Origin of the sequence: Streptococcus sp. 9.1(2021) (assembly GCF_030466425.1) — a bacterium.
Lineage (GTDB): Bacteria > Bacillota > Bacilli > Lactobacillales > Streptococcaceae > Streptococcus > Streptococcus wuxiensis.
The window spans coordinates 225945-244148 of the sequence record NZ_JAGQFU010000002.1 but is presented as its reverse complement, the minus strand read 5'-3'; the positions used below and the strand labels follow the sequence as shown (position 1 = coordinate 244148).

At 34.0% G+C, this 18204-nt stretch carries 25 protein-coding genes; 12 read left to right on the top strand and 13 right to left on the bottom strand.

Annotation, left to right across the window (positions count from 1 at the left end; translation table 11 throughout):
* Window positions 1–51: 51 nt before the first annotated feature.
* The gene (gene ilvD / locus KBU52_RS06930) at window positions 52–1755 is read right to left on the bottom strand and encodes a dihydroxy-acid dehydratase (protein WP_004250671.1); all 1704 of its coding nucleotides are present in this window, start codon (window positions 1753–1755) and stop codon (window positions 52–54) included.
* A 218-nt stretch (window positions 1756–1973) separates the two neighbouring features.
* Here ilvD and rpmF point away from each other — a divergent pair, with 218 nt between their 5' ends.
* Both rpmF and rpmG read left to right on the top strand, forming a co-directional pair.
* Window positions 1974–2156: a 50S ribosomal protein L32 gene (rpmF, locus tag KBU52_RS06925; RefSeq protein WP_000290417.1), complete on the top strand. Its 183-nt coding sequence runs from the start codon at window positions 1974–1976 to the stop codon at window positions 2154–2156.
* Window positions 2157–2171: 15 nt separating this feature from the next.
* A complete protein-coding gene (gene rpmG, locus KBU52_RS06920; RefSeq protein ID WP_001265622.1) occupies window positions 2172–2321 on the top strand; it encodes a 50S ribosomal protein L33 in 150 nt (49 codons plus the stop codon).
* Window positions 2322–2884: 563 nt separating this feature from the next.
* Here rpmG and KBU52_RS06915 read toward each other — a convergent pair.
* The gene (locus tag KBU52_RS06915) at window positions 2885–3016 is read right to left on the bottom strand and encodes a hypothetical protein (RefSeq protein WP_006146247.1); all 132 of its coding nucleotides are present in this window, start codon (window positions 3014–3016) and stop codon (window positions 2885–2887) included.
* Between the two features lie 52 nt (window positions 3017–3068).
* Window positions 3069–3371, bottom strand: a complete 303-nt coding sequence (locus tag KBU52_RS06910; protein ID WP_006146248.1) for a helix-turn-helix transcriptional regulator — start codon at window positions 3369–3371, stop codon at window positions 3069–3071.
* Window positions 3372–3597: 226 nt separating this feature from the next.
* On the opposite strand from KBU52_RS06910, the gene KBU52_RS06905 reads away from it, so the two are divergent.
* The 3 genes from KBU52_RS06905 (at window position 3598) to KBU52_RS06895 (ending at window position 5722) form a co-directional block, all read left to right on the top strand.
* Window positions 3598–4752, top strand: coding sequence for an MFS transporter (locus tag KBU52_RS06905; protein ID WP_075228136.1), 1155 nt, complete (start codon window positions 3598–3600; stop codon window positions 4750–4752).
* A gap of 177 nt (window positions 4753–4929) precedes the next feature.
* On the top strand, window positions 4930–5118 hold the full coding sequence (locus KBU52_RS06900) for a hypothetical protein (RefSeq protein WP_000171299.1): 189 nt from the start codon (window positions 4930–4932) through the stop codon (window positions 5116–5118).
* Window positions 5111–5722, top strand: coding sequence for a Fic family protein (locus KBU52_RS06895; protein WP_075228135.1), 612 nt, complete (start codon window positions 5111–5113; stop codon window positions 5720–5722). Before KBU52_RS06900 ends, KBU52_RS06895 begins: the two co-directional genes overlap by 8 nt.
* A gap of 192 nt (window positions 5723–5914) precedes the next feature.
* Here KBU52_RS06895 and KBU52_RS06890 read toward each other — a convergent pair whose 3' ends face one another.
* The gene (locus KBU52_RS06890; protein WP_075228134.1) at window positions 5915–6670 is read right to left on the bottom strand and encodes an SDR family oxidoreductase; all 756 of its coding nucleotides are present in this window, start codon (window positions 6668–6670) and stop codon (window positions 5915–5917) included.
* 283 nt (window positions 6671–6953) lie between these two features.
* On the opposite strand from KBU52_RS06890, the gene KBU52_RS06885 reads away from it, so the two are divergent.
* On the top strand, window positions 6954–7316 hold the full coding sequence (locus KBU52_RS06885) for a MerR family transcriptional regulator (RefSeq protein ID WP_075228133.1): 363 nt from the start codon (window positions 6954–6956) through the stop codon (window positions 7314–7316).
* A 297-nt stretch (window positions 7317–7613) separates the two neighbouring features.
* A complete protein-coding gene (locus KBU52_RS06880) occupies window positions 7614–7976 on the top strand; it encodes a hypothetical protein (RefSeq protein WP_049526032.1) in 363 nt (120 codons plus the stop codon).
* A gap of 69 nt (window positions 7977–8045) precedes the next feature.
* On the opposite strand, the gene KBU52_RS06875 is transcribed toward KBU52_RS06880, so the two are convergent.
* From KBU52_RS06875 to KBU52_RS06865, 3 genes are read right to left on the bottom strand one after another with little or no spacing between them, the layout of a single operon-like run.
* On the bottom strand, window positions 8046–8774 hold the full coding sequence (locus tag KBU52_RS06875) for an ABC transporter permease (protein ID WP_006149384.1): 729 nt from the start codon (window positions 8772–8774) through the stop codon (window positions 8046–8048).
* Window positions 8771–9520, bottom strand: a complete 750-nt coding sequence (locus tag KBU52_RS06870; RefSeq protein ID WP_075228132.1) for an ABC transporter permease — start codon at window positions 9518–9520, stop codon at window positions 8771–8773. The genes KBU52_RS06875 and KBU52_RS06870 overlap by 4 nt, the downstream gene beginning before the upstream one ends.
* 5 nt (window positions 9521–9525) lie before the next feature.
* Window positions 9526–10437 (bottom strand): ABC transporter ATP-binding protein, encoded by a 912-nt coding sequence (locus tag KBU52_RS06865; RefSeq protein ID WP_080979260.1) that lies wholly within the window; start codon window positions 10435–10437, stop codon window positions 9526–9528.
* A 223-nt stretch (window positions 10438–10660) separates the two neighbouring features.
* On the opposite strand from KBU52_RS06865, the gene KBU52_RS06860 reads away from it, so the two are divergent.
* A complete protein-coding gene (locus KBU52_RS06860; protein ID WP_006149379.1) occupies window positions 10661–11359 on the top strand; it encodes a response regulator transcription factor in 699 nt (232 codons plus the stop codon).
* Complete coding sequence (locus tag KBU52_RS06855) at window positions 11356–12726, top strand: sensor histidine kinase KdpD (protein ID WP_254724736.1); 1371 nt, start codon at window positions 11356–11358, stop codon at window positions 12724–12726. The genes KBU52_RS06860 and KBU52_RS06855 overlap by 4 nt, the downstream gene beginning before the upstream one ends.
* Before the next feature lie 112 nt (window positions 12727–12838).
* Here the strand turns inward: KBU52_RS06855 and KBU52_RS06850 are convergent, their stop codons facing one another.
* The 6 genes from KBU52_RS06850 to KBU52_RS06825 form a co-directional block, all read right to left on the bottom strand.
* Window positions 12839–13525 (bottom strand): XRE family transcriptional regulator, encoded by a 687-nt coding sequence (locus tag KBU52_RS06850; protein WP_070458752.1) that lies wholly within the window; start codon window positions 13523–13525, stop codon window positions 12839–12841.
* 8 nt (window positions 13526–13533) lie between these two features.
* Window positions 13534–14394 carry an ImmA/IrrE family metallo-endopeptidase gene (locus KBU52_RS06845; RefSeq protein WP_254724737.1) on the bottom strand — a complete coding sequence of 287 codons (861 nt, stop codon included), beginning with the start codon at window positions 14392–14394 and terminating at the stop codon, window positions 13534–13536.
* 120 nt (window positions 14395–14514) lie between these two features.
* The gene (locus KBU52_RS06840; protein ID WP_006595229.1) at window positions 14515–14700 is read right to left on the bottom strand and encodes a hypothetical protein; all 186 of its coding nucleotides are present in this window, start codon (window positions 14698–14700) and stop codon (window positions 14515–14517) included.
* Entirely contained in the window at window positions 14681–15694 is a 1014-nt protein-coding gene (locus KBU52_RS06835; protein WP_006595228.1) for a hypothetical protein, read from the bottom strand. The genes KBU52_RS06840 and KBU52_RS06835 overlap by 20 nt, the downstream gene beginning before the upstream one ends.
* Before the next feature lie 29 nt (window positions 15695–15723).
* Window positions 15724–16140, bottom strand: coding sequence for a pyridoxamine 5'-phosphate oxidase family protein (locus tag KBU52_RS06830; RefSeq protein WP_049502658.1), 417 nt, complete (start codon window positions 16138–16140; stop codon window positions 15724–15726).
* 57 nt (window positions 16141–16197) lie between these two features.
* Window positions 16198–16545 (bottom strand): helix-turn-helix domain-containing protein, encoded by a 348-nt coding sequence (locus tag KBU52_RS06825; protein WP_049502657.1) that lies wholly within the window; start codon window positions 16543–16545, stop codon window positions 16198–16200.
* 660 nt (window positions 16546–17205) lie between these two features.
* Between KBU52_RS06825 and KBU52_RS06820 the strand changes: the two genes are divergently transcribed.
* From KBU52_RS06820 to KBU52_RS06810, 3 genes are read left to right on the top strand one after another with little or no spacing between them, the layout of a single operon-like run.
* Entirely contained in the window at window positions 17206–17388 is a 183-nt protein-coding gene (locus KBU52_RS06820) for a hypothetical protein (RefSeq protein ID WP_195968996.1), read from the top strand.
* A 34-nt stretch (window positions 17389–17422) separates the two neighbouring features.
* Window positions 17423–17719, top strand: a complete 297-nt coding sequence (locus KBU52_RS06815; RefSeq protein ID WP_138261591.1) for a cytoplasmic protein — start codon at window positions 17423–17425, stop codon at window positions 17717–17719.
* 21 nt (window positions 17720–17740) lie between these two features.
* Window positions 17741–18202 carry a hypothetical protein gene (locus KBU52_RS06810; RefSeq protein WP_014713934.1) on the top strand — a complete coding sequence of 154 codons (462 nt, stop codon included), beginning with the start codon at window positions 17741–17743 and terminating at the stop codon, window positions 18200–18202.
* The last annotated feature ends 2 nt before the right edge of the window (window positions 18203–18204 follow it).

The window sequence follows — 18204 nt, the reverse complement described above, 5'->3', positions numbered from 1 at the left end:
TATTTTGAAAATACAAAAAAGCAAGCCAGTTGAGGCTTGCTTTTGATTTGCTTATTTTTTACCAGATTGTTCCATATTCCAGAAATCTGTAACGGCACCACGTGATGCAGAAGATACGGTATGGGCATATTTACCGAGGACACCACGGCTATATAGTGGTGGCAAGGTTGTTTCTGCCTTACGTTTTTCAAGTTCTTCATCGGAAACGTCCATGGAAATTTCTTTTGTATCTTGGTCAACAGTGACGATATCTCCTGTACGGAGGTAGGCAATTGGTCCACCATCCTGAGCTTCAGGAGCGATATGTCCAACAACCAATCCATAAGTACCACCAGAGAAGCGTCCGTCTGTCAAGAGGGCAACCTTGTCTCCTTGGCCTTTACCAACGATCATGGATGAAAGTGATAGCATCTCAGGCATACCAGGGCCACCCTTAGGTCCAACAAAACGAACAACGACTACGTCGCCATCAACGATTTCATCTGACAAGACAGCTTGGATAGCATCTTCTTCTGAGTCAAAGACCTTAGCTGGACCAACGTGGCGACGAACCTTAACACCGGACACCTTGGCAACTGCACCGTCAGGAGCAAGATTACCGTTCAAGATGATAAGCGGACCGTCCGCACGTTTAGGATTTTCAAGTGGCATGATGACTTTTTGACCTGGAGTAAGATCTGCAAAGTCAGCTAAGTTTTCAGCGACAGTCTTACCAGTACATGTGATGCGGTCTCCATGAAGGAATCCATTTGCCAACAAGTACTTCATAACCGCAGGCACACCACCAACTTCGTAGAGATCTTGGAAGACATACTGACCAGAAGGTTTCAAGTCGGCCAAGTGAGGCACACGTTCTTGGATGGTATTGAAGTCCTCAAGTGACAAGTCAACATTAGCCGCGTGGGCAATAGCAAGTAAGTGAAGAGTGGCGTTAGTAGAACCACCGAGAGCCATTGTCACTGTAATGGCATCTTCAAAGGCTTCGCGAGTCAAGATATCAGAAGGTTTGATACCAAGTTCAAGCATTTTGACAACTGCACGACCGGCTGCTTCGATGTCTTCTTTCTTATCAGCAGATTCAGCTGGGTGAGAAGAAGAACCTGGCAAGCTCATCCCCAAAACTTCGATAGCAGTAGCCATAGTATTGGCAGTATACATACCTCCACAACCACCAGGTCCAGGGCAGGCATTACATTCCAGACGTTTGACGTCCTCAGCCGTCATATCGCCGTGGTTCCACTTACCGATTCCTTCAAATACAGAAACCAAGTCGATGTCTTTGCCATCTAGTTTTCCAGGGGCGATAGTACCACCGTAAGCGAAAATAGCTGGGATATCCATATTGGCAATGGCAATCATAGAACCAGGCATGTTCTTGTCACAACCCCCGATAGCCACAAAGGCATCCACGTTATGACCACCCATAGCTGCTTCGATAGAGTCCGCGATGATATCACGTGACGTTAGGGAGAAGCGCATACCAGGCGTTCCCATAGCAATCCCGTCGGCTACCGTAATGGTTCCAAACTGCACAGGCCAAGCACCCGCAGATTTAACCCCTTCTTTAGCCAATTTCCCAAAGTCATGCAAGTGGATATTACATGGTGTGTTTTCCGCCCAAGTTGAAATGACCCCAACAATCGGTGTTTCAAAGTCCTTATCTGTCATACCAGTCGCACGAAGCATGGCACGGTTAGGTGATTTTACCATGCTGTCATAGATGCTACTGCGGTGACGTTTATCTAATTCTGTCATTCAAGTCCCTCCCATTTCAGTTTGTTCCATTATAGCACAATTTTCATATGAATAACAGAAGAAAATTTTTAAATTTTCAGACAATTCAGCAGTGTACGATAAAAAAATACAACTTTTTTTGTCAAGTAACTTTACTTTACAAAAAAGTTTTGATATACTATTAAAGTTGATGAAAATCAAACCTAATTGAATTTATATCTTAAAAGGAGAAAAACGAAATGGCAGTACCTGCACGTCGCACATCAAAAGCGAAGAAAAACAAACGTCGTACACACTACAAAGTAACAGCTCCATCTGTAAACTTTGACGAAACTACTGGAGATTACTCACGTTCTCACCGCGTATCACTTAAAGGATACTACAAAGGACGTAAGATCGCTAAAGCTGCATCAGCTGAATAATAGAAGGGAGATACCATGCGCGTAAATATTACACTTGAACACAAAGAATCTGGTGAACGCTTGTACCTTACTTCTAAAAACAAACGTAACACTCCAGACCGTCTTCAATTGAAGAAATACTCACCAAAACTTCGCAAACACGTTGTGTTTACAGAGGTGAAATAGGGATTCACTACACGTCAATAGATGTGAAAACCCTTGATTTTAAGCGATTCCTGAAATTCTAAATTTCACTACATTGCAATATAAATCAACCGAATCACTACCTTTTTCACTACCTTTTTTGAAATAAAAATAATGATTCGGATATTTAAAAGAAGAGGAACTTTAGTGTGAAGCTCCTCTTTTTTATTTGTTCTTTTACTTACAAATCGTAAGACCTGGTTTGACACGGTTTGATTTCAAGTAATTTATAAATAGCTTTAGATCAGATTTCAGAAGACTTGGACTGCTTTTTCATTTGATAAATTGTAAAATATAGTGCAACAAAAATCTCATAATTAGGAAATTAAATCTTTAGTAGTTAAATATAATTAAACTGTGTAAGAATGAATATGAAGATTAATAGAACAATTTTTCATGTGTAATACATACAAAATAATTTGACACCTCTATAATCTATAAATTTGTTTTATTTCTAATATCAAACCAAATTTTAGGGTAGTGTACAATAAGTTGTGTAAACACAAAAAGGAATAAATCCGTTATAGTAGAGTTGCGAAACATTACTAGAAAGAGATTTCTTCCTTAACTATTTCTACATCAACATGGTCATTAGTCAATGCCTCTAATAAAGTAGTTGTTGAACCAGTATTTCTAAATAAAACATCACAAACTACATTTTTTAAATATCTTTTCATATACCTCCCCGTTAACACAAGAAAACTACTGGTCTAGTTGAAATGCATTTGATTATTTGTCTAAAGAATTAAGAAAGCCAGGTAAGAAAGTATCAAATGTCTCATGATTTAACTTTACAAATTTATTCTGACCTACTTTTCTTGTTGTAGTAAGACCAGCTTCTCGCAAAGTTTTAAAATGATACGAAGCAGCTGATTTACTAATAATGAGCAAATCGCCAATTTCTCCACAACTTAGTTCAGTATTCGCTCTGTACAGTAATCTAATAATTTTTAGACGAACATTATCTGCTAATGCTTTAAAAATTTTAACTCTTAAATCATCTTCGCTAAGGTTATATTGTTTCATAGTCATAAAGTAATTTTACTATTGAAATAAACACTTGTCAATTTTTTGTACGGCCGTCGTTGACTTTTCTGCATTATAGTGATAATATAAAGTTTAATAGTTCAATAATTGTTTAACTATTAAATTTAAAAAGGAGGTGTTTTATGAAACAGAACTGGATAGCAATTATTACGTAAAGTATCTATTTATAACTTATAACAAAAATATTCTTAGAAAGTGATGTTAATATACAATGAAAAAATACTCTTATTTGTTCTTCTTAACAATGTTCATTATAGGGACCGATACATTTTTAATTTCTCCACTGCTTCCAACTTTAGCAAACCTATATAATATAAATTCTTCAGTTTCTGGTTGGATGGTCAGCGCATATGCAATAGGTTATGCTGTATTTGCCCTTATCTCAGGCCCAATTTCAGATGGTCGTGATAGAAAAAAAGTAATGACTTATGGGCTGATTGCTTTTACCATTTCAACTTTTCTATGTGGTTTTGCAACAAGTTTTCCTTTAATGCTCCTTTTTCGCTTATTTGCAGGTATCAGTGCTTCATTTATAACTCCACAAGTTTGGGCTTCAATTCCTATTGTTGTTGATAAAAAGTATATTGTGCAGGTTATGGGATATGCGACCGCTGGTTTATCCGTTTCTCAAATGGCTGGGGTACCTATTGGTGGCTATCTGGCAAACTTTTCTTGGCAAACTCCCTTTTATACGATTGCGTTTGCTTCCTTAATACTTCTCATTTTAATCCATATTTTTCTACCAAAACTTGAAATTGGAAAAGCAAATAGAATTTCTTTTACAGAGGCTTATAAAAATATCCTAACTAATAAAAAATCAGTTAGTTATCTAATTGCTTATTTTGTTTTTCAAACAGGTTCTTTTACAGCCATTACCTTCATATCTACATGGTTTACCAATGACTTTAATATGAGTTTAACTAACATTAGTACTGCAATTATAGCTATTGGTGCAGGTAACTTATTGGGTTCTTTATTTGGAAGTCAATTGGTTAAAAAATTTGGTTTACAAAGAACTTTTAAAACTGAATTACTTACATTAATTATCCTCTACCTTATTCTACCTTTTGCTAATAATTTTTGGGTAGCCGAAATTTTATTAATAATTATCTATATAAATAATGGATTTATTTTTCCTTTGTTTATGGCGACTTTGCAAGGTACTGTTGAAAATGCACGAAGTACGATTTCTTCATTATCAAATGCAGTAATGTATTTAGGTGAAACAATTGCAGGTATAGTGGGAGGAGTTCTCTTTGTGAAATTTACAGGATTCTCAGGAATTTCTGTTTTCGCAGCTATTATGATTGCCTTATCATGGTTATTGTATGCACAAGCAGGGGCGTTTAAGAAAGATAAATCTTAAGCTCAATATTTTAATTCTAAAAACAATATAAAATAAAGAGGTTGGAACAAAAGTCTGACCTCAAATATAAAAAGCGAACAAAACTAGTTTTCTGGCTTTAATAACAGTCTCTATCCTTTAGGTGAAAATACCGATTTTATGGTATAATAAGGATAACTCTATACAAGGAGGTGTGCCATGACTCTTGATGTAAATAAAGAAGAATTAACAATTTTAGGAATTCCCTTTGATAACTTTTCAGATTTTGATACCGTCTGGTATGCTATTGGGTCATCAATGATTGAAAATTATGAACCTACTGTTCAAGATGTGATTGATTTAAAAACTTATGTTATCAACAAACGAAAGGAATTGAATATTGGTTAAAAATCAATACGAAGGCTATGAGTACATTGATCCCAATCACCAATATACCTATCCAAATTCTACAGTCTTAATCAACAAACAAAATATTACAAATATTGAAGAAGCCTACCGGAATGAGCATTTATTCGTTACTAGAAGGCTTGCAGACTTGCGCTTGAAAACCATAGAAGTCTACTCCATTAGTGATATTTTAGCCATTCATAAATATTTATTTCAAGATGTCTATGCTTGGGCGGGACAATTTCGCAAGGTGAATATCTCAAAAAATGGGAATCCTTTTATGTCAATACAATCTTTCAGTACTGCCCAAGCATATATAAATCGCCTTATTCATACCTATTATCAAACTGCTAATTCAAAAGATGAGATTATTAAACAATTAGCAAAAATTCTTGATAATCTTAATTATTTCCATCCCTTTCGAGAAGGGAATGGACGAACTCAACGAGAAGTTATTCGTTCCTTAGCACTATCAAAAGGTTATTCTGCACAAATACGAGTGGAACAAGATGATGAAATTTACAACCTTTATATGGACGGAACTGTCTATGGAGAATTAAGAAAGTTAGAAGAACTACTTGGTAAAATACTGGAAAAATTGTAAATTAGTCTACAAAAATACTTCTATATTTTTAAATATCCTAAATATCACAGAAAATTATAACTTACCAAGGTTTAAATCATAATAGATAGACAAAAAGCTTCTGAAATCTAACATTTCAGAAGCTTTTTTCTTGTCATAAAATGGCTGCAACTATTATTATTCAATACATATTATCTCTATTTATTAAAATAATTAATGATTAAGTAGTGGCCCACTAAGATGAAAATCAAAATTTGTAACATCAACTAAACCAACAACTTTGTCACTTTGATATAATTCCATCAAAAATTGTGCCATCTCTTCACTTGTGTGATATTTAGCAAAATGCTCATCATAATCATATTCTTTAGAATCTGTAGCAACTTGACCGAATTCCGTTTTTGTGGCAGCTGGAGCTAAAACCTTAGCTTTTAATTGATGTTGATTTGCCTCTAGTTCCAATGCCAAGCCTTCTGTAAAAGCACTGACATAAAATTTACTTGCACAGTATGTAACTGCATTTGGAACCATCATGTATCCGCCTCTAGATGATAAGTTAATCAATTGAGCGCCTTTACAATCTTTATAATCTCTCACATATAGAGTTGATAGAATTGTTAAAGCTTCAATGTTTAGATGGATTAATGTTATTATCTTTTCTAAATCTTGAGATTCAACCTTATCATAATTTCCAAAACCAGCATTATTTATTAGCGTAGTAATGTGATATTTTTTCAAGCTTTCATAAAGAGCAAAAATATTACTGGACTTCGATAAATCAACAACTTTAATAACAACATCTAAATCCGGATAATGGTTCAAAATCTCTTGCTTCAATTTTTCTAGTCGTTCTTGACGCCGAGCAATTAAAATAAGATTCGTTCCTAATTTTGCAAATTGTCTTGCTGTCTCCGCTCCTATACCAGCACTGGCTCCAGTAATACAAGTATAATTCTTCGTTTGTCCCATACTTTTTTCTCCTTTACAGATTGCTATTTGCATTTTTTATAAGAGTCGCTGCTCCCATCAAGGTTCTTGACAGCCTTATCACTAAGCCCCTTTGGAGCTCTCTATTCCTTCAAACCAATTTTTCGTCTATATGGTATTACCTCCTCTCCTAGCTTTATATCAAATTCCTTTGATACTATGTATTTTACATAGTAAAGCGCACTTTATGTCAAGAGAAAACTGAAAATTTTTTAATTTTTTAAAAATTATGCTAAAATAATAAAAAATAAAGGGGGGAAATATTATGGCTTACTATTCTATTGGAGAATTTGCTAAAAAAACTGGACTTCCTATTTCCACACTTCGATACTATGAGCAAGAAAAATTGATTTACTCACACAGAGAAGAAAATAATCGTAGATACTATGATGACTCTGATATAGCGTGGGCTCAATTCATTATTAGATTAAAAAAGACGGGAATGTCTATTAAAAATATGCAAGAATACACTGACCTAAGATATAAAGGAGACTCCACAATTCCTCAACGACTTAGACTACTATTTTTTCAACTTGATGAACTTCATAAGCAACAAACTGAAATTAACCAACATATTGATTTTCTTGAAAAGAAAATTAAAACTTATTTAGGTATTAATCCTAATTAGCACCATTATTATTTTCTTTATCTAAAAAAGGGATTGACAATTGAACTCTTTTTATATTACTTGTTAAATGGTTGTAATTGGGATTTTCTTAAGTTGAACTTGTAAAATAGAAGTGTATACATTTTTAATCTATAGTCGTAGAGATTTAGTAAAACTATAGCCAAATATAGATCTTTTTCTATAATTTACTAATGTCTGTTATAATGGACATTATTTGAAATTTCCATTATAACAGACATTAATACAGTTTTGTAACATTATTTTGGTATAGTAATATTATAAAAGGAGGCAAAGATTATGAGAAAATTAGTAGGTATATTACTGCTTTCATTATCAATAATTACTTTAATTGCTTGCTCAAAAAACAACCACCAATCTTTAGATGGTGAGTATTATTGGATCTCAAGTGAAAGAAACGAGTTGGCGTTTACTATTAAAGGAGATAATGCTTCCATAGAGCATGGAGAAGCCGATAGTTTTATCATTAACAAAAAAAAGAATACGATCGAATTAACTGGACAAAATATTGCAAGTCGAACAGAAGAATATTCATTTAAAGATGGGGTCTTTTCTGTTGATATTAGTGGAGTTAAGCACGACTACTATCTTAAAGATAGCGAAGCATATAATAACGCACTAAAACAATATGGATATAAATAACATCATTCACACCTATTTTCCTGAATAGGTGTTTTTTTCAAATAAAAAAGACTCCGGAGAGTCTTCGCATTACTTATGCAATTCTTTATTACTCAATGTATGAAAAATCCCCCACAGAAGAATATTTACAATGATAAACAGCAATATTTCCACTAAATTAAAGTCTATCAAATTCCGTGACCGCATTGCCACCATAGCTTGGGAGTAGGGATAGATTAAAGATAATTTATCTGATACAAAAATCATCATGAATCCTACGAAAGTACCAATAGAACCAATTCCCACAGATTTACTAAAAACACGAGTTTTAGCTGTCACAAAAAACTGTACTGCCATCATACTAATTGTTCCAAAAATCCCCAATAAATCCCACTTAAGGTAGGTGAACAAATTAGAAATTTCTAAATGAATTAGGTGAGCACTGACATAAAAAATACCAAACAAGAACAACTGTAAAACAGCAATAAACAAGATAATTACTATTTCTTTTGCCAACAATAATTTCCCAAGACTGACATTATTAGCTCTGAGAAATTCAATATTTTTCCTATCAAACTCTTTTCCTAACATCATGGCTACATAAATGCTGACCAAAATCGGAAAGAAAAGCTGGCTATAATAGAAGGTCAATTGTCCCCATAAAACAGGCACTTTTTCACTTTCTGCAACCATAGAATAAGCTGCACCTAAGTAAATACCAAGACCAATCAGGCTACAAAAAGCTAAGAAGAAAATACCAATCATCAACATGGAAAATTTTTGGGTTTTCCGCCATTCTACTGATAGATAAGACATCATAGCTTGCCTCCTTTCTTTTCAACTAGATAGAGAGATAAGAAGAGATAGATTAGGGCTATTGGCAAATATGTAAAGAGTTTAAATCCTAGGTTTGTCGCCAAAACATAACTCACTTGACTGGCGACTTTCTGGTAATCCACCAGAGACAGATATGCTATACCACCAAATGGGAAAATCAGCTGTAGAAAAGCTGTTGCATGACCAAATCCAACTCCAAGAAATCCTCCGAAAATCCCTAATGCCATTATCAATGCCTGCTTTTTCAGTAAAAACTGCAAAGTCAAAAACAGACAGGTTAAGACAAAAGATGCTAGCAAGAAAATGACGATTTGCCAGAGGATTAGGCTAACAGGCATTTCTAGACCAGAAAAGTTTGCAATCAACTGGACTACTACTCCCTCCAAAATAGCGAGAAAGGTCAAAACGAACATAGTCAGGCCAAGCTTACTCAGAAAGATATGCCGTACATTTTCACCATTTGCCATAAGCAGTTTGAAAGTGTTGCCCTCCTTCTCGTTCTTGACAATCCGGGATACAAAGAGAGCAATCACGATAGGGAGAATCAAGCCATTTACTTCTTTTATCATATAGAAAATTAGGTTAATCTGGTGCATGTCTGGATTACTTAGGTAGCGTGTAGCGGCTGCAATTGCCCAAGCAAATCCGACTCCCATAACTAGTATGATAATGAAGAAGGATTTGGTTCGTTTTGCCTTGAGCAATTCAATAGACAAATTATTCAACATAAGACTCACTCCTTGGTTAAGTTGAGGAAGATAGATTCCAAGGTTTCTTGTTCTTGCTTCACTTCATAAATTGGAACTTCCTCGACTATTAAATCTCGTAACAAACTAGAAATCTGCTGGTCGGCAAGGTTAGTCAGCTTGAGTTTATCCTCATGTATTTCTAACATCTTGCACGGATAACCAAATAACACTTGGCTAATGGCTTCATGTCGACCTCTAAAATCCCCACGCACTTCCAGCCATTTATTGGACTGAATTTTACGAATTTCTCCCTCGTAAACGAGTTGACCATGATTGATAATCCCTACACGGTCAGCGATATGCTCTACTTCAGAAAGGATATGGGTAGAGATGAAGACAGTAATGCCCTGTTCTTTTGCCAACTTGATAATCAGTTCCCGAATTTCATGAATCCCTGCTGGGTCTAGCCCGTTAGTTGGTTCATCCAGTATCAACAAACGCGGTTTCTTGACTAAGGCAAAGGCTAAAGCCAAACGCTGTTTCATACCCAGAGAATAATCTTTAACCAATTTTTTCTTGTTTTTAGGTTGATCTAACCCAACAATTTTCAAGGTTTCCTGAATATTTTTCTTATCAAATCCAAGGATTTTTTGGAAAACCAAGAGATTTTCATAGCCTGTCAAATTAGGATAATAAGACGGTTCTTCAATCATAGAGCCAATCTGATTAAGATACTGCTTGTCCGTACCTATGGATTGACCGAACACTTCAATATCCCCAGCTGTACGAGAAATCAAAGACAAAATCATCTTCATGGTGGTTGTTTTCCCAGCTCCATTTGGACCTAGAAAACCATAAATCTCACCTTGTTGAACTGATAAGGAACTAAGGTTAACTACCTGAGTGTCCTTAAATTCCTTTTGTAAGTTTTTTATCTGTAAAACATTACTAATCATTATGAACTTCCTCCTCAACGAGATTCATTTGTTGTTTAGCCATTTGGAAATACCTCACTGATTAAAATTTATTTGAGAAGTATCTCTATCTAGGTTATGTCTTTATTATAGACATGCTAGATTAATTTTAAACTAAGCTAACCTTAATTTTACATTAAGATTAAAGTATTTTTCTTTTTTTCACTCTTTTAAATGGTATAATTTAAATAAGCGAGGTAAGATTATGAGTTTCGAACAACAACTCCTGAATAAGCACATCCTTATCATTGATGACGACAAAATTTTAAACTCTTCCATAAGAGATATTCTCACTGCCTACGGATTTTCCAATCTAACATCAGCCTATGATATAGAATCTAGTTTGGACATGATTGAAATAGAGCAGTTCGACCTTTTCCTTTTGGACATTATGCTACCCGATGGGGATGGCTACACATTAGCAAAACATATCCGAAAAAAAGGCGATACTCCTATCCTCTTTCTGACTGCCAAAAATAATCCTGAAGATGAGATAGCTGGTTTCAATGCTGGTGGTGATGATTATATCATGAAACCCTTCATTCCAAAAAATCTTATCTATCGTATTATGGCTCTGCTCCGTAGAAGTTATAAATCAGAACAGGAAACAATACAGATTGGACAGACTTTGGTGAGTTTTCGGAATGCAACAGTACAAAAAAATGGAGCAGAAATTTCTATTACGCCAATTGAAATTCAGATTTTGAAAAAACTTTACGATAATAAAAATTACATCGTTTCAACCGAATCTCTCTGTGATACGATTTGGGGAGTGGATAGCTTTGGTTATGAAAACTCTTTGACTGTACATATTCGGAAAATTCGAGAAAAAATAGAAGAAAATCCTTCAAAACCTCAATATTTAAAGACAGCTAAAGGGCTAGGATATAAATTGTTATCATGATTATGAATCAAACCAAAATTTTAAGGTATTCACTAAAGAAATTTATCTTTTCTTCCATCATTATCTTTATTACCAATATTCTTCTAATTGCCAGTTTTGTTTTCTACATTAGTAAAAAGCAAACTGCTACTGAGACTGTGAAAATAATTTCTGAACACATTACCATCACAAATAATAACGTCCACATACCTGAAAATGATATTTCTAGTCTAAAAGAACAAAAGTTATGGCTCATGGTATTGGATAAGCAGACTGGAAAACAAGTGTTCGAACAGTATAAACCTACAGAAGTTCCTTCGCAATTTGACTACGGGGACATTTTACAGTTTTCTCGCTATTATCTTTCAGATTATCCTGTTTTTAGTCAGATAAAAGGTGGATACATCATTGTTGTTGGTTTTCCAAAAGATAAAATTGCTCGTTATAGTTTTAATTACTTAGATATAGATAGTCTCCGCCTGTTTCCACTAATAGCATTTGGAGTATTGCTTTTCAACTGCCTTTATTTCGCTTTTCTTTACTACTATGGCGTGACGCATATCAATCGTAAAATTGTGCCTCTTGTAACTGCTATTCAGAATCTCCCAGATGGTTTGAAAAATCCAATAAATTCTATATCAGAACTAGAATATCTTACAACTGCAATTAATCAAACCGATACTCTACTCAAAGAGAATGAAGTCTTTAAAGAGCAATGGATTTCAGGTATTGCACACGATATCAAAACACCTCTTTCTGTCATCATTTCTAACGCGTCCTTGTTAAATGATTCTGAACTAGATACACAGTTTAAAAAACATATTCGTCCAATATTGACGGAATCCTATTACATCCAAAATGTTTTAAATGACTTAAATATAGTAGCTCGCCTTTCATCCGGTCATCTTCAATTAAATCAGACTGAAACAAAAATTATCCCCTTCTTCAAAGACATTCTCATCCATATTTTAAATCAAGAAATCTGGAATGAATTTGAATTTGAATTTGATTACGATTATTCACTTGTTAATCAATCTATCATGATTGAGCAGTTTTTAATCACAAGAGTTATCCATAATATCATCTACAACTCTGTTTTACATAACGAAAAGGGTTGCACAATAAGAATCCACTTATACAAAAAAGATACAAATGTAATTGTCGAAATCAAAGATAATGGACAGGGAGCTTCACCAGAAAAAATTGCTGAACTTAATGAATTATCTTTTAAAAATATTGATATTTCTAAAATTAGAACGACTGGAATTGGGCTAAAAATTTCAAAACAAATTGTTGATTTGCATCAGGGCTCTATTTCATTTGCTAGCGTTCAAAATGAATTCTTTGAAAGTATCATTTCACTTCCGATTTTCAACATTACCAATTAGATAAAAAAATGGAGAAGAACCATTAGAGTCTTCTCCATTTTATTCATCTTATCTTCCACTTATACCCTGTCTAGAAAAAATAATACACTATTATTATTTTACATTAACAATATCACTGTTCAACAGGTAAGAAATTCCCTACAATAATCCCTACAATTCTAGGATCTTCATCATACGAAAGAAAAATATCTCGATATTTTGGATTGATAGAAACTAACCGTAAACCCTGTTCTTCCTGGTAAACTCTTTTAATGTATGTCTGATTATTACAGACTACTGCATATACTGCACCATCATAATCAAACCCTGTTTCACGGATGAGAGCCACAGAACCATTTTGATATTTGGGTTCCATTGAGTCACCAGAAATCCATGAGGCGAAATCGTGGGCTAGTTCTTCATCAAAATAGACAGTATCATAGTTTTGATCGTTATACACCGATGAACCGATACCAGCAGACATTTGTTCGTAAACATGGTATTCGTATAGTTTTTCTGACATTGAAACAATGTTCTTACATTTTTCTTTTTGAACTAGGCCTCTGACATAACTAAGTGCATTATTCTTACCTTCATCCGATAAAGTATTATATAGTCGGACGATTTCGACCTCTGTAAAATAACCTTTTGGAACATTTAGAATCTGCTCCAAAAGCTTTATTTTTTCTCTAGATGGTTGTTTTATTCCGCGTTCCCATGCAGAATAGGCTTGGTAGGTAATACCCAATTGATCTGCAATATCTTTTTGAGTCATTTTTAGCTCTTTTCTGCGAGCCTTTAGTTTTTCTGGTTGGTACATCGTTTCCCTCACATTAATAGTAATTTCAATTCAGCTTTTTGTTTTGCCTCTTTGTCCGTTAGCTTATTTTTATCCCAAACATAAGCTATAGATTTTCCTTTGTCATAAATGAGCCATACTCTTAAATTATTACAGTAAGTCTTTATTGTTTTCCAATTCTCTTGATCTAGAAGTTCTGGATATTCTTGACTAGTCACGAAGCCTTTTTTGATTACTGATTGCTCAATCTTATTGATTAGAGAAGTCTGATAGTTGTTGAATTCCTTTATAATCTGATCTTTGACACCGTGAAACAAAAGGAGTAGTGTGGCATTTTGTCCATCAATATAAGCATCGATAGCCTGCTTAATGGTACTTTCTTTTCCAGGATAATATTCTCTAAGAAGATCTAAAAGGCGATAAAACAATGCCTGTTTTGAAACATCCAGACTATTTTGAATCTTTTGAAAGGTGTCGCAACTATAATAAATCTTTGACAACAAAACAATGTCAGGCATTAATACTACAGCAGAGAAAATATTCGCTTCTCGCTCTAGTAGGTTCTCCTGATTATCAATAGATTCTGCAAAATAAGTGCCTTCATGCTTAAGTATGAAATGCCCCAGTTCGTGACACAGAGTAAAATTCTGCTTTACAATCGGATTATCCTTTTCATAAGAAAAACTAATACCTAATTCATCAATAACAGTCAATCCTTCAATCTTACGATTAGAGAAGTGGTGACTAATCACTTGAATCTGATATTCTTGAATACAGTGTTGAAAGAAGTAGTTGAAATTATAATTTAGTAATGAAATGTCATGATCTTTCATATACTGGTATAACACATGTTTTGTAGACTTACTTATTCTTGTATACAATTCATCCAAAGAATGATACCTCCTTTAAGTATAAAATACAAAACTAAACCAATTTAGTTGAGTTTATTATATAAAAAAAGTGGATGTGTGTCCACTTTTTTTATATTACGTTAAATATATAAACATAGTCTAATTATTTCTTTTTTTTACCAAAGCTGAAAGTGCTATTCCTCCAAAAGTCAGCAACGCCCCTCCAATTTTATTCCTGTGTTCTCTATAAAATCTTTCGTGCTCTCCACAGAATTTTGCTTTTGGAGAGTATACTTCTTTATTACATCTAAAGTATTTACATGTTTTAATTTTCTCTTCTTTCATTCGTATCTTCCTCTACTAATAATGTTTCTGAATGGTTAACCAATGCATTGATATTTTCTGAAATACTCTGTGTCAAATTTATAAAAGAGCTGCTATTTCCTTTTGTAAAATTATCAATTTTCCAAGCTAAACTTTTTCCATCATATTTAGGCTCAAGTAAAGTTTGCTCAGTAAAAGCTTTGTAATTGCTTAATACAGCTATAACAGACTCATGTTCCTCTAATACTGTATACGCAACAACATTTAATTGCATTGCAGATGACAGGTAACTAATTGATTGTTGAAGCAGAGTATTTATTCTTTTTGCATCTTTTGAATTGGTTTTAATGTTGATAAAGTCTAAACCATCTGTGTAAATTGACATCATTAGTTTTGCAATGGTATTATTATTTTCTTTAATCGCTGAAAGTAGTAATTCTTTTTTTAATTGCTCATTTCTGGTTGCTAAGGCCTCTACAATTAGTTGGCGAGCACTGAAAAAGCCTGAAAATCTATCATTGTATTGCCCTTGTTCCACGCGGATAACTAGTTCATTTAAGCTTTCAATTTGTTCTGAAATAGATGCTAGTTGCCCTTGTATTGCAGAAAGCTCAGGTAGATTCCCTAACTCTTTGACAGTCCTTTTCTCTAAGGTTACACTACTTTTAATTTTTCCAGATTCAGTATCTTTTAATACTGCATAGGTCTCGCCTGTCTTTTTTCGTATACCATAACTCCATTCTCCCGATTTTAACTTTTCTTTTGCAACTTCAGATAATTTTGCAACGTATTCTACATTGTCATTATCATTCTTTTCAACAAGCTTTTTTAATAATTTAGCTTCGGGAATATGAGCAAATAAATTATTTCTAATCTTATTAGCAACTACTAAAGAGGCTTCTTTTTGCAGTGGAGTTAATGAATATGATTGGAAATCATAGTTGTATAATTCCTTTTTTCTGACATCAACTTCAAAATGCTCCATTTTTGGTATTTCAATTTCAAAACTCTCCATACTTTAATCCCCATTTTTGGAACTTTAATTTAAAGTTCTATAGTTTGTATTGTTTCTAGATCTTTGGTAACGATCGCAGTATCAAATCGTATTTCAAATAAAACTAAAGATTCCCCTGCAAATTCAATAGTATTTTTGTAACCTGGTACTTTAGCAATAAACTGGTCCGCTACTTCAAAAATAGTTTTGGTACTTTTTTGAACTAAGCCCTTAGCTTTTACGTGTTCATTTCCAGAGTGTGGAATTGTAGTAAATGCAATATGAGAGTTTGATTCCATTTCCTTAATCTTATCATTACCTTTGAAAGATGAGAAGTAGAGTATATTATTGGTTGAATCAAAAACAAAATTTACTATTCTTACATTTGGAATATTGTTTACAGATGTCGCTAAGGCAATTTCTTTTTGTTCTGACATTATTTTCAAAAATTCTTTTTTTACATCCATTTATAAAACACTCCTTTTAATCAATGAAGTTATCGAACAAAAAAGCTAATTTTTTGTTTACTTATTTTTTTCAAATGCTTTTTTTCTCTTTTCCATAAACTCGATCAACTCTTTCTTGAAAATAGCCTTTTCTTCTTCGGTTAGACCATTTGAATTCATACGGAAAAGAAGTTCTACATTATCTAACTCGTCTTCTTTTAGATGTTCATCCGAATTACCAACTAAATAATCAATTGATACATTTAAAACTTGTGCAATCTTGACTAAATTATCTTGTGTTGGTTTTTTAGCTCCACGTTCCCATGAAGCATAAGCTGGTTGCGAAATTCCTAGTTTTTCAGCTACATCGACTTGTGTAAGATGTGCTTGTTTTCTAAGGTTTTTTAATCGTTCCGAAAATTCCATTTTAAACCTCTAAAATTTTTTTGTATTAATTTCAAATAATCTCTTGACAAATATAACCAATGGTTATATAATATAAAATATAGCCGGAAGTTATATTGGTTTTAAAAATAATAACGCCTAACTATCGGCATTATGATCATTGACAATTAAATAAAAAGTGCGTCTGACAACCAGAGGACTGATCATCAGAACAACACATAAACTTCGTACCTTTATTGTAAATGTTTTGATAAGAAAAGTCAAGTCCGTTTTATGGTTGAAGTGAAGATAGAAAACAAGATTCCATTCTTGTGGGCTTCCACGCATTTCGGACTTTCGCACTTTTCCGAATAGTAAAGTGAACTAGCTTCGCCAAAGGGCGTAAGAGAATCCCTTGGGTATGATCATGACTACCTGAAGAGATTGGCTGGGAAAGCGATGGTAATTGACGCAAAGCACCTTGCTAAACGTTGCCACCGTGAAGGAGGGATCCTTCAACCAAATAACTTTTCTTTACTGCTGTCTATCTAATTAGATAGACCTACTCTCAAGCTACTAAGTTCTTTCCTTTTTTCACTTAGTAGCTTTTTTTACTTATTACAATAAAGGAGAATGATATGACAAACTTTTTTCGCACTACAATGTAAACGACTCTATGATAACTATGAATTTACCTATGGCATGTTTAGCGAATCTGATAAACTACAGGCTAAACTCTATGCTCAAGCTCAAATTGATTTAGACAATCTCGCAGATGATGCTCGTAGAAATGGCTATGCTCATGGGGATATTCAATTCTATAGTCGAATGTTTAAACGAAAACTATTTACCCACTATTACTCAAGAGTAAAGCAACTAGCTTAACTCTTTTTATTTTACACTCAGAAAGGAAAATCTTATGATCTCAGAAACACTTAAAATGAAACCAGAATTTATTGGCCCTGCTTACTATGAACGTTTAGGAAATGCTCCTAAATTTATTTTTGGAAAAGAAGGCAAATACCAACGTCACATTCTAAACAGCGCAGAGCACGGTGCCTTTCATGTCATTACACCAGCCTCTACAACGGTCTTCCCAGAAGATGCTCTAGTAGAAGCGGTTAACCCAATCTTTTTCCCGGACACTGCTCTTAATGGCAATACTGTTGCACCTTATCTCAATGTCTTTGCTGAAAAATTGGTAATCAAAAAATAAGAAATAAAAGGAGAAAATTACATGGCTAAAATTGGATTAAACTACGGAGAAAAACTACAAATTGCTGACAAGACTTATCGTGTTATTACAGACGGGTTAGATGTCCCAGCTGTCCTTGGGAAACTGACTTTCCGAGGCATTGAGGGCCCTGATATCATCTTTGAAGTGGATCGCTCACAACGAAATCCTGATGGATCATTTGTACAAGTCAATACAGGTGAGATCCGTGGAATTGTTGTAGGGATTCATTCTTCTGTCCAGCACGAAACCCTCTTTTTCACTATCGCAGATATGTCAGAGTCTGAGATCGAGGACCTGGGTATTAAATACCGAGAAGAGGTTGAATTAGAAGATATTGTTATTACTCATACCCATGTCAATCGTAATGATATCTATAAGCTCTTTGCTTCTAAAATCAAGAAAAAAACTGGAGGCGCACCGACTAAAGAAAACAAACCAGTAGAAAATAAGAAGGAAAACTAGGA

Coding starts and splice junctions, on each gene's coding strand:
- ilvD (WP_004250671.1), bottom strand. CDS start 1,755: ATGACAGAATTAGATAAACGTCACCGCAGTAGCATCTATGACAGCATG.
- rpmF (WP_000290417.1), top strand. CDS start 1,974: ATGGCAGTACCTGCACGTCGCACATCAAAAGCGAAGAAAAACAAACGT.
- rpmG (WP_001265622.1), top strand. CDS start 2,172: ATGCGCGTAAATATTACACTTGAACACAAAGAATCTGGTGAACGCTTG.
- KBU52_RS06915 (WP_006146247.1), bottom strand. CDS start 3,016: ATGAAAAGATATTTAAAAAATGTAGTTTGTGATGTTTTATTTAGAAAT.
- KBU52_RS06910 (WP_006146248.1), bottom strand. CDS start 3,371: ATGACTATGAAACAATATAACCTTAGCGAAGATGATTTAAGAGTTAAA.
- KBU52_RS06905 (WP_075228136.1), top strand. CDS start 3,598: ATGAAAAAATACTCTTATTTGTTCTTCTTAACAATGTTCATTATAGGG.
- KBU52_RS06900 (WP_000171299.1), top strand. CDS start 4,930: ATGACTCTTGATGTAAATAAAGAAGAATTAACAATTTTAGGAATTCCC.
- KBU52_RS06890 (WP_075228134.1), bottom strand. CDS start 6,670: ATGGGACAAACGAAGAATTATACTTGTATTACTGGAGCCAGTGCTGGT.
- KBU52_RS06885 (WP_075228133.1), top strand. CDS start 6,954: ATGGCTTACTATTCTATTGGAGAATTTGCTAAAAAAACTGGACTTCCT.
- KBU52_RS06880 (WP_049526032.1), top strand. CDS start 7,614: ATGAGAAAATTAGTAGGTATATTACTGCTTTCATTATCAATAATTACT.
- KBU52_RS06875 (WP_006149384.1), bottom strand. CDS start 8,774: ATGATGTCTTATCTATCAGTAGAATGGCGGAAAACCCAAAAATTTTCC.
- KBU52_RS06870 (WP_075228132.1), bottom strand. CDS start 9,520: ATGTTGAATAATTTGTCTATTGAATTGCTCAAGGCAAAACGAACCAAA.
- KBU52_RS06865 (WP_080979260.1), bottom strand. CDS start 10,437: ATGATTAGTAATGTTTTACAGATAAAAAACTTACAAAAGGAATTTAAG.
- KBU52_RS06860 (WP_006149379.1), top strand. CDS start 10,661: ATGAGTTTCGAACAACAACTCCTGAATAAGCACATCCTTATCATTGAT.
- KBU52_RS06855 (WP_254724736.1), top strand. CDS start 11,356: ATGATTATGAATCAAACCAAAATTTTAAGGTATTCACTAAAGAAATTT.
- KBU52_RS06850 (WP_070458752.1), bottom strand. CDS start 13,525: ATGTACCAACCAGAAAAACTAAAGGCTCGCAGAAAAGAGCTAAAAATG.
- KBU52_RS06840 (WP_006595229.1), bottom strand. CDS start 14,700: ATGAAAGAAGAGAAAATTAAAACATGTAAATACTTTAGATGTAATAAA.
- KBU52_RS06835 (WP_006595228.1), bottom strand. CDS start 15,694: ATGGAGAGTTTTGAAATTGAAATACCAAAAATGGAGCATTTTGAAGTT.
- KBU52_RS06830 (WP_049502658.1), bottom strand. CDS start 16,140: ATGGATGTAAAAAAAGAATTTTTGAAAATAATGTCAGAACAAAAAGAA.
- KBU52_RS06825 (WP_049502657.1), bottom strand. CDS start 16,545: ATGGAATTTTCGGAACGATTAAAAAACCTTAGAAAACAAGCACATCTT.
- KBU52_RS06820 (WP_195968996.1), top strand. CDS start 17,206: ATGTTTAGCGAATCTGATAAACTACAGGCTAAACTCTATGCTCAAGCT.
- KBU52_RS06815 (WP_138261591.1), top strand. CDS start 17,423: ATGATCTCAGAAACACTTAAAATGAAACCAGAATTTATTGGCCCTGCT.
- KBU52_RS06810 (WP_014713934.1), top strand. CDS start 17,741: ATGGCTAAAATTGGATTAAACTACGGAGAAAAACTACAAATTGCTGAC.